This is a genomic window from Kitasatospora sp. NPDC086801 (assembly GCF_044745805.1).
In the GTDB taxonomy this organism is placed as follows: domain Bacteria; phylum Actinomycetota; class Actinomycetes; order Streptomycetales; family Streptomycetaceae; genus Kitasatospora.
The window spans coordinates 1-7,317 of record NZ_JBIVAX010000083.1 but is presented as its reverse complement, the minus strand read 5'-3'; the positions used below and the strand labels follow the sequence as shown (position 1 = coordinate 7,317).

At 70.6% G+C, this 7,317-nt stretch carries 8 protein-coding genes and 1 pseudogene; 4 read left to right on the top strand and 5 right to left on the bottom strand.

Going from position 1 to position 7,317, the window contains the following annotated elements:
- The coding region (locus ACIPLC_RS37895) for an ATP-binding protein (RefSeq protein ID WP_400477616.1) at positions 1 to 311 on the top strand (311 nt) is incomplete at its 5' end.
- A 221-nt stretch (positions 312 to 532) separates the two neighbouring features.
- On the opposite strand, the gene ACIPLC_RS37890 is transcribed toward ACIPLC_RS37895, so the two are convergent.
- From ACIPLC_RS37890 to ACIPLC_RS37880, 3 genes are all read right to left on the bottom strand, one after another.
- Positions 533 to 1,126, bottom strand: coding sequence for a DinB family protein (locus tag ACIPLC_RS37890; RefSeq protein ID WP_400477615.1), 594 nt, complete (start codon positions 1,124 to 1,126; stop codon positions 533 to 535).
- 371 nt (positions 1,127 to 1,497) lie between these two features.
- Positions 1,498 to 1,794 carry a hypothetical protein gene (locus ACIPLC_RS37885; RefSeq protein WP_400477614.1) on the bottom strand — a complete coding sequence of 99 codons (297 nt, stop codon included), beginning with the start codon at positions 1,792 to 1,794 and terminating at the stop codon, positions 1,498 to 1,500.
- 457 nt (positions 1,795 to 2,251) lie between these two features.
- A complete protein-coding gene (locus ACIPLC_RS37880) occupies positions 2,252 to 2,755 on the bottom strand; it encodes an AAA family ATPase (RefSeq protein WP_400477613.1) in 504 nt (167 codons plus the stop codon).
- Between the two features lie 719 nt (positions 2,756 to 3,474).
- Here ACIPLC_RS37880 and ACIPLC_RS37875 point away from each other — a divergent pair.
- The 3 genes from ACIPLC_RS37875 (at position 3,475) to ACIPLC_RS37865 (ending at position 5,751) form a co-directional block, all read left to right on the top strand.
- Positions 3,475 to 3,966 (top strand): signal peptide protein, encoded by a 492-nt coding sequence (locus ACIPLC_RS37875; RefSeq protein WP_400477612.1) that lies wholly within the window; start codon positions 3,475 to 3,477, stop codon positions 3,964 to 3,966.
- An 838-nt stretch (positions 3,967 to 4,804) separates the two neighbouring features.
- Positions 4,805 to 5,179: a transglycosylase SLT domain-containing protein gene (locus ACIPLC_RS37870; RefSeq protein ID WP_400477611.1), complete on the top strand. Its 375-nt coding sequence runs from the start codon at positions 4,805 to 4,807 to the stop codon at positions 5,177 to 5,179.
- Positions 5,180 to 5,247: 68 nt separating this feature from the next.
- A complete protein-coding gene (locus ACIPLC_RS37865) occupies positions 5,248 to 5,751 on the top strand; it encodes an exonuclease domain-containing protein (protein ID WP_400477610.1) in 504 nt (167 codons plus the stop codon).
- A 232-nt stretch (positions 5,752 to 5,983) separates the two neighbouring features.
- On the opposite strand, the pseudogene ACIPLC_RS37860 reads toward ACIPLC_RS37865, so the two are convergent.
- A pseudogene (locus ACIPLC_RS37860) lies at positions 5,984 to 6,262 on the bottom strand (transposase); the annotation flags it as partial.
- Positions 6,263 to 6,380: 118 nt separating this feature from the next.
- On the bottom strand, positions 6,381 to 7,253 hold the full coding sequence (locus ACIPLC_RS37855) for an aminoglycoside phosphotransferase family protein (protein ID WP_400477609.1): 873 nt from the start codon (positions 7,251 to 7,253) through the stop codon (positions 6,381 to 6,383).
- Positions 7,254 to 7,317: the final 64 nt, after the last annotated feature.

Sequence of the window (7,317 nt, the reverse complement as noted above, 5' to 3'; positions counted from 1 at the left end):
CAGGGTGGCGGGTCGCCGACGAGGCGGCCGACTCGGTGCTGCTGACCGTCTCGGAACTCGTCACCAACGCCGTCGAGCACGCCGAACCTCCACTGCACCTCCGACTGAGCCGCGCCCAGGGCGCCCGGCGGGTGCACATCGAAGTCTGCGACGGAGGCCCCGCGGCCGCGCAGGGCGGTTGGGCGGCCAGCTGTACCCGCGGCGAGCGCGGCCGCGGGCTGCAGATCATCGACCGGCTCACCGTCGCGCACGGCGACCGCGCGGAGCTCGGACACGCCGTCCACTGGGCCGACGTCGCCATCGCGGCCTGACCGACCGACGTTGGGAGCGGTCCAGGGAGCGGTGGTGGACCTCGGGCGGGAAGTCCAGTGGCGCGCACTCTGCGGTGGGCGCCCTGCGACAACTGCGGCACCGGGTGGGGAGGTAGGCGACAACACGAGCTACCACGGCAAGCCCCCACCTCCCCGAACGAACTCAGCTCAGCTCGGCTCGCTCAGCTCGGCTCGGCTCGCTCAGCTCAGCTCAGCTCAGCTCAGCTCGGCTTGGCCTGGGCCTCCTTGGCGGACGCCTCCAGCCTGTTCCAGTACTCCTGGTACCAGGCCTCGTCGCCGCCGTCCATGTTGCTGTTGGTCTCCCGCATGCCGGCCTTGCCGTCGATCAGCTCGCGGACGATGTCGGCGTGGCCGGCGTGCCGGTTCGTCTCGGCCGTCATGTGCAGCATGATCCGCTGAAGCGTCACGTCGCCGTCGTCGCCCCACCACGCGACGTGGCCCATCGCATCGAGCGGCAGCGCCTCGATCGTCGTGTCCGCGTGCGCCCAGGCGCGGTGGTAGAGGCCGAGGACGTCCTCGCGTGACTCGTCGGCGGGTGCCCACATGTCCGAGTTGGGCTCGGAGCCCTCCTCGTGCCAGGGGAGGGATTCGTTGTGCGGGCGGCCGAACGTCGGGCCGAAGTACCCGAGTTCGACGCTGGCGAGGTGCTTGACGAGGCCGAGGAGGTTGGTGCCGGTCGGCGTCAGGGGGCGCCGGACGTCGTACTCGGACAATCCGTCCAGCTTCCAGATGATGGCTTCGCGGGCCGCCTTGAGGTAGCGGTGCAGGTCGTCTTTAGGGTCGTTGGGCTTCATGGGGCCGAGTCTCGCATCACCTGCCGACGGCGGTCGCGTGGGTTTCCCGGTCGCTCGGAAGGCAGCAGCCGGCGACTGGGCCGTCTACGCCGCGAACCGGTCGTCCCGGGAGCCCTGATGCGGCAGGCACGGCCGGGTAGGAGCGGCGGGTCACCCCGCCGCTCCCCCCCCCTCAGAACCGTGCGAGCCACTCGTCGCGGCACACGGCTCATGCAAACCCCACATGAGCTCCCCCCGTTGGGCGGGAGGCGGTGATGAGCTGGTCAGGGCGGGTGTGGGCGGTTCGACGGCCATCGGTTCCGTCGTCGGCTGGTCGGCGTATCAGTACCATTCGTTCCGGCCTCGGTGTCCGGATGCCTTGACGCGTTCGCCTACGGCTTGGTCAATCGCAGGTACCACCACGGCCGACTCGGCGGGTCGAACCACTCGCTGCACAACCGTTCCGACGCATACGGATCCGGCAGCGTACGCCGCTCGAACTCCGCATCGAGCCGGGTCACGATCTGCCTCAGTTCGCGGCGCGCGGCAGACGGCAGCGCATCAAGCACAGCCTGCAGGTTGTCCCGACCACCCAACACATCGTGGCACGGGCAATCCGCCAACGGTACATAGAGCCACCGACCAGGCTGGCGCAGGAACTGCTCGTACCGGCCGAGCGCCTCACTCAAGAAGCCAGGCCAAAACCTGCGAGCCTCAAGGCGCCTGACAGCGGCCTGGGCGCTTCGTCGCAAGCCTCGGACCTGACTGAACTGTCGGGACTGGCCCCGAATCAACCGCGTCTGGGCACGCACGGCACCGGGCGACTTACGCGGCATCGCTCCTTTGGATCAACGTCATGGCGCCATCATGCCATGCCACAGGCAGACCGAGCGTCGAATTTCCTTCAGAGCGGACGCCGTACCAGTTGAGCACATCGCCCCTGACGCTCCGCGCTCGCTCGGCAGCGTCCTCGATGTTCCGCAGGCGCTCGGAGACCTGCCGAAGGGACTCCGCATAGATGGCGCAACGCCAATGCCCGCCACCCCGATGTCCTGGCCGCCCAACGCCGTGAACGTGCACGCATCCGCAGCGAGAGGGGCATCCGTTGGGGCGGGCGTCCCATCCCCGCCGAACGGCTTCAGATCCTCAAGTCGAGGACTGCATGACGACCTGCTCACCCTCTCCCTTCGGTTCCTCGAAGTCGGCCAGGTAGCGGTTGAACAGCGTCTCATCCACGGTGACGGCGTTGGCACCCCCTACGCCGCTCCGTACTTCGAGGCGGCGCTCCAGCGTCGTCCGGTCAGCCTTGAGGTGGACCAGTTCCCAGTGGCAACCGTGGCTTTCAATCAGTGCCTTGTAGTCGTCGCGGGCGGCGCGACTCGAGAAGCTGTAGTCCACCACTACGTCGCGCCCGGCCAGCATCAGTTCGACCAGTTCCTGCCGTTGCTCGCGGCGGATCACTTCCTTGAGCCGGTCGAACGCCTCAGCTTCCAGCACGAGGCCGGCGTCGCGCTGTCCGAGTCGTTGCCAGACCACTTCGTCGATCGACAGCCGGGCGAAACCGCGTCGCACCAGATCCATCGCGTAGGTGGTCTTGCCCGCTCCGGGAAGACCGCACATCAGCACCACCGTGCTCAATCGCTCCGTCACGGAGCCAGGTTAGACCGACCAAGCCGGCGAACCTATGCGGTCAGAGCACTATATGAGCGTCCGCCAGTAGGTCATCGGATACGAGGGCTTCGAGGGCGGGTGTCCCACCGGAACTCGATGACGGCCTGCTCTTCCAGGAGGCCGACGCCGGGTCGCTGCGCGCGGACCTGCTCGCCGCGCTGCGCCGGGGCGCGTGGATCGCGGTCTGGTCACCGGCCCGGCAGAGGACCTCACCCGGTACCACGCGCGGCTCGACCGGATGACGGAGGAGGCCGGCCCGGCCGCCGAGGCGCTCGCGTCCGGCGGTACCTCCGTCACACTGGCCCGCGTCGAGGACGCCGACCGGCAGTGCCTCGTCGGCCTGGCGTCCGACGGCCGGGCCTGCATCGCGCGTGGGGCGGTGGCCGCCTCTCCGGCGGGGCTGGAACGGGGCGTCGTTTTCCTCCCGAACCCCAGGCCAAGGGGCGAATCCGCCCCCCCACCACCTCTACCCGACCGCCACCCTCGCGTCTCCCGGCCCTCGTTCTTGGAGGACCCTGTGCAGAGCCGCCGGTCCGGTGCGGATGCGAGGTGCGCCATCGGTGTGCAGGGTGGACGGGTACGGTCCGGGCTGCCCGGCGGCGACAGTCCGTTCAGCCGTGGAGGCGCACGGTGGGCGGGTGACTGCCCGGCCACCGGTGAACTCCCCGGGAGCGCCGTCGACGATCGAAGGAGACGCCATGCCCACCAGGAAGATCCTCCACCGGGCTCTGGCCCTGACCGCCCTCGCCGCCCTGCCTGCCGCAGCGTTCACGCAGCCGTCGCAGGCGGTCGCCACGGCGGCCTCCGCCCCGCAGGTGGCGGCCGTTGCCGCGCCGACCTCGTTCGTCGACCTGCCCGGCCGGGCGCTGCCGTCCGACCACGCGGCGCACCGGATCACCGTCACCTACCGCAACGACTCGTCGGCGGACCGGACCGTCGCCCCGCAGATCCTCGTCGAGTCACCGGACGACGGGCCATTCCTCGCCCCGGCGGACATCAAGCTCGAGGTCCTGACCGGCGGCCACTGGACGACCGTGCGACTGGCCAGCCAGACCGGCACGCTGTACACCGACCTCACCCGGGCGAAACTGGTCCTCCACAGCCATCACACCCTCACCCAGCAGTACCGGCTCACCGTCGTCAAGGCCGGCCCGGGCACGGCCCAGCCGAGGGTGGCGCTGTACGCCTGAAGCCCTCGGGGTTTCGCCGGCGGCGTGGGCTGCATCGAGATGCCGAGCGGCTCGCACGCGGCCACGAACGACGCCGAGATGTCGTCGGCGCGGCGGACGCCGACGGTGACGTTCCAGGGCAGGCCGACGGGGCGCGGCGCGGCCGCGGCCGCCGGCCGGGTACGGGCCTGAGCCGGCGGCTTCGGGTGCGCTGATGGCGGTGGGGGCGCTCCCGGGCTGCAAGAAAGCACCCCTCGGCTCGGATGCCGGCGGACCGGCCGGGGTCCCGCGACGGCTTCGCGCCCTGCCCGACTGCCGCCGTGCCGACCAGGGGGCCGAGACCTGTGGCGACGCCCTGTGGTGCCGTTCCCGCGTCGGCCAGGTGTGGTGGCGGTCTCAATGGCGGCCGATCGGTGTTGACTCGGTGTGGTGGCGGCGGGTCGGTGGGTGATGGTGCCGGGGCTGGGGCCGTGAGTGCGCTCACACGCGAATGTGGTGTACGACGACGGATAGTGATGTCCGTTTTGCATCGTTTTATAGCTATTTGCGGGGTTGTCGGGGGGTGTTTGCGCAGGCCCGGAGGGGGCGGCGCGCTCCGGGCGGTCCGCCTCTCGAATCAGTGCCGGTCCCCTCGCTACGACCGCGGATCGTAGCGGAGGGGCCTTGGCGAGCGCCGATCCGGTCTGGCAACTTGGCATTCGTCGCCAGCCACACCGGCTCCTGTCCCGCCGGTGAACGGCTTACCGCCGAGTCACACCCCGCGACCGTTCGGCCCCTGTCCGGCCACGGTCGAGGCGGGGCGTGACACCGGCCCAACCCGATTGAGGTCTTGCTCTTGATGCCCACTTTCAAGCTCCGTATGCGTACCTCCGCCGCGATTCTCGCCGGTGCCGCCGGTGTGACCGCCCTGGGTGCCGCCGTGGTCCCCGCCGTCGCCTCCGCCGCGGACGCCTCCCCGCAGGCCATCGCCGCTCAGATCGTGCCGGCGGACCAGCTGGCCTCGTTCAGCCAGATCATCTCCCACGAGTCGGGCTGGAACGTCACGGCGACCAACCCGAGCTCGGGCTCGTACGGTCTGGGCCAGGCGCTGCCGGCCTCCAAGATGGCCTCGGCCGGTGCGGACTGGAAGACCAACCCGTCCACCCAGATCAAGTGGTCGCTGGACTACATGAACACCCGCTACGGCAGCCCGAACGCCGCCTGGAGCTTCTGGCAGACCAACCACTGGTACTAAGCCGACCACTCGGCTTCCCCTCACCCCGGGGGCCGGACAGGGGCAACCGGAGTGACCCACGAGGGCCTGTGCCCGCGCACCTGCGCGGGCACAGGCCCTCGTGCCGTCTCCCGGCCGTGCACTGCCGGGTGCCGCCGGGTGCCGCCCGGCATCGGATCCTGGTGCGTCCCGTCCGGTCCACGGTCAGCGAGTTCTGCACGGAGTTGACCGGCCTCACGCAACACGAGGTGGACGGAGGGGTCAGTTTCGCCGAGGCGTGTCGGCTGCTGGCGGCCGAACACCACGCCGGGTCCCGCCCGTGGGCCAGTTGGGGCGACTACGACCGCAACCAGTTCACCCGGCAGTGCCAGAACACCCGGACGTCCTACCCCTTCGGCCAGCACCACACCAACGCCAAAGCGGCCTTCACCGAGGCATACGGCCTGCGCAAACGCCCTGGCATGGCGCAGGCCCTGGAGATCGCCGGGCGGCGGCTCGAAGGCCGTCACCACCGCGGCGAGGACGACGCCTGGAACATCGCCGCCCTCGTTCTCCACCTGTCCGAACGGGGCGTCTGGCCGGATCCGTGCTGAGCCTGTTCGGTTCGGCGGGCTTCTTCCCCGGCCGTCGCAGGAAGGTCTGCCAGGCCAGGTCGGTCTCCGCCGAGGCCGCTGCGGGTCGGGACCACCACAGCCACAGCGGCTTGGGGTCGCCGCCGCTGGGCAGGCGGTCGACCTGGAGGCGGATCACGGTGCCCTCGATGACGGGGAGTTCGCCGGGGTGGTCCCGCCAGACGGCGCGCTGCTGCAGCTCGGGGTGGAGCCGGTCCCAGCTCTGGGCGTGGGCGGTGCCGTAGCGGGTTGTCTCGGATTTGGTCTCCGCGCCCGGGGCGTCCCAGGTGCTGGCGTCCTTGAAGATGAACTCGCTTCCGTGCTTGGGCGGCCGCCCGCCGGCCGGATTGGCCAGGGCGAACTCCGTGAGGGTAGGCGCCGGGCGCCGCATCACCCGGTCCGAACGCAGGCGTCCCAGGACCTCGACGGGCAGGTCGCGCAGGAGGCAGGCCAGACGCGTCACGTCGTGGCCCGCGTCGGCCACGATCCACACCGACGGGTCGCCCGGGCGTCACTGGCCCGCAGTGACCAGGCGCTCGGCCAGGTCCCGCAGCTGGGAGGCGGTTACCGCGGCGAGGTCGTCGCGATGGTCAAACGGCAAGGTCAAGTCATCACACGACGGGATCGTTGAGGATCTCCGCGATGACCCGTTCATGGACTCCCTCGGGCTCGGGCCCGGACCGCAGCGCCATGGTCAACAGCGGCTTCCACAGGGCCCAGCCGCGGGCCCGCCGCCAGGTGTCGTCCGCGAGGCCGGTCGCCTGCCGGAAGACCTGTCGTTCCTCGCCAGCGAAGTAGGTCCAGGCCATCACCAGGTCGCAGGCCGGGTCACCGATGCCGCAGGTGCCGAAATCGATGACAGCCGACAGCTGGCCGGCCCTGGTGAGCAGGTTCCCGACGGCCACGTCGCCGTGGAACCACACCGGCGCCGACGGCCACGCCGACCTCAACGCGTCAGCCCAGACGGTTCGGCAGGCACCGACGTCCACCGAGTCCTCGAGAACGCCCAGTGCATGCTGGACGTCGTCCCCATACACGCTGGGGTGGCAGCCGCGGAACCCGGAATGCCTGCCGCCGACCGGCCCCCGCTCGGTCGGGGCCTTGCGGAGCGCGACCAGGAAGGCGCCCAGATCGCGTGCCAGAGCGGTGCGGTCGATGTCGGCGGCCGCATCCACCGTGGTCCCGGGCAGCCATCGCCGCACCGACCATGGGAACGGGTAGTCCGCGGTCGGCCGTCCGACGCCCACCGGAACAGGAATCGGCACCGGCAGGTGGGGGCTCAGCAGAGGCAGGCAGCGGTCCTCCTTCTCCACGCCCGCCACATAGCCCTCCGCGCTGGGCAGCCGGACCGTCAGCTCGTCGCCCAGCCGGAAAGTTCTGTTGTCCCAGCCCTGACGCTCGACCGGACGCACCGGCAGATCGCCCCACTCGGGGAACTGTTCACGAACCAGGGACAGGACCAGGTCGGCAGAGATGTCGGTCATCGACCAAGTATCCGCGACGCCACCGCGGGACATGAGGGAGGGTCCCGGCCAGCCGCGACTTGTC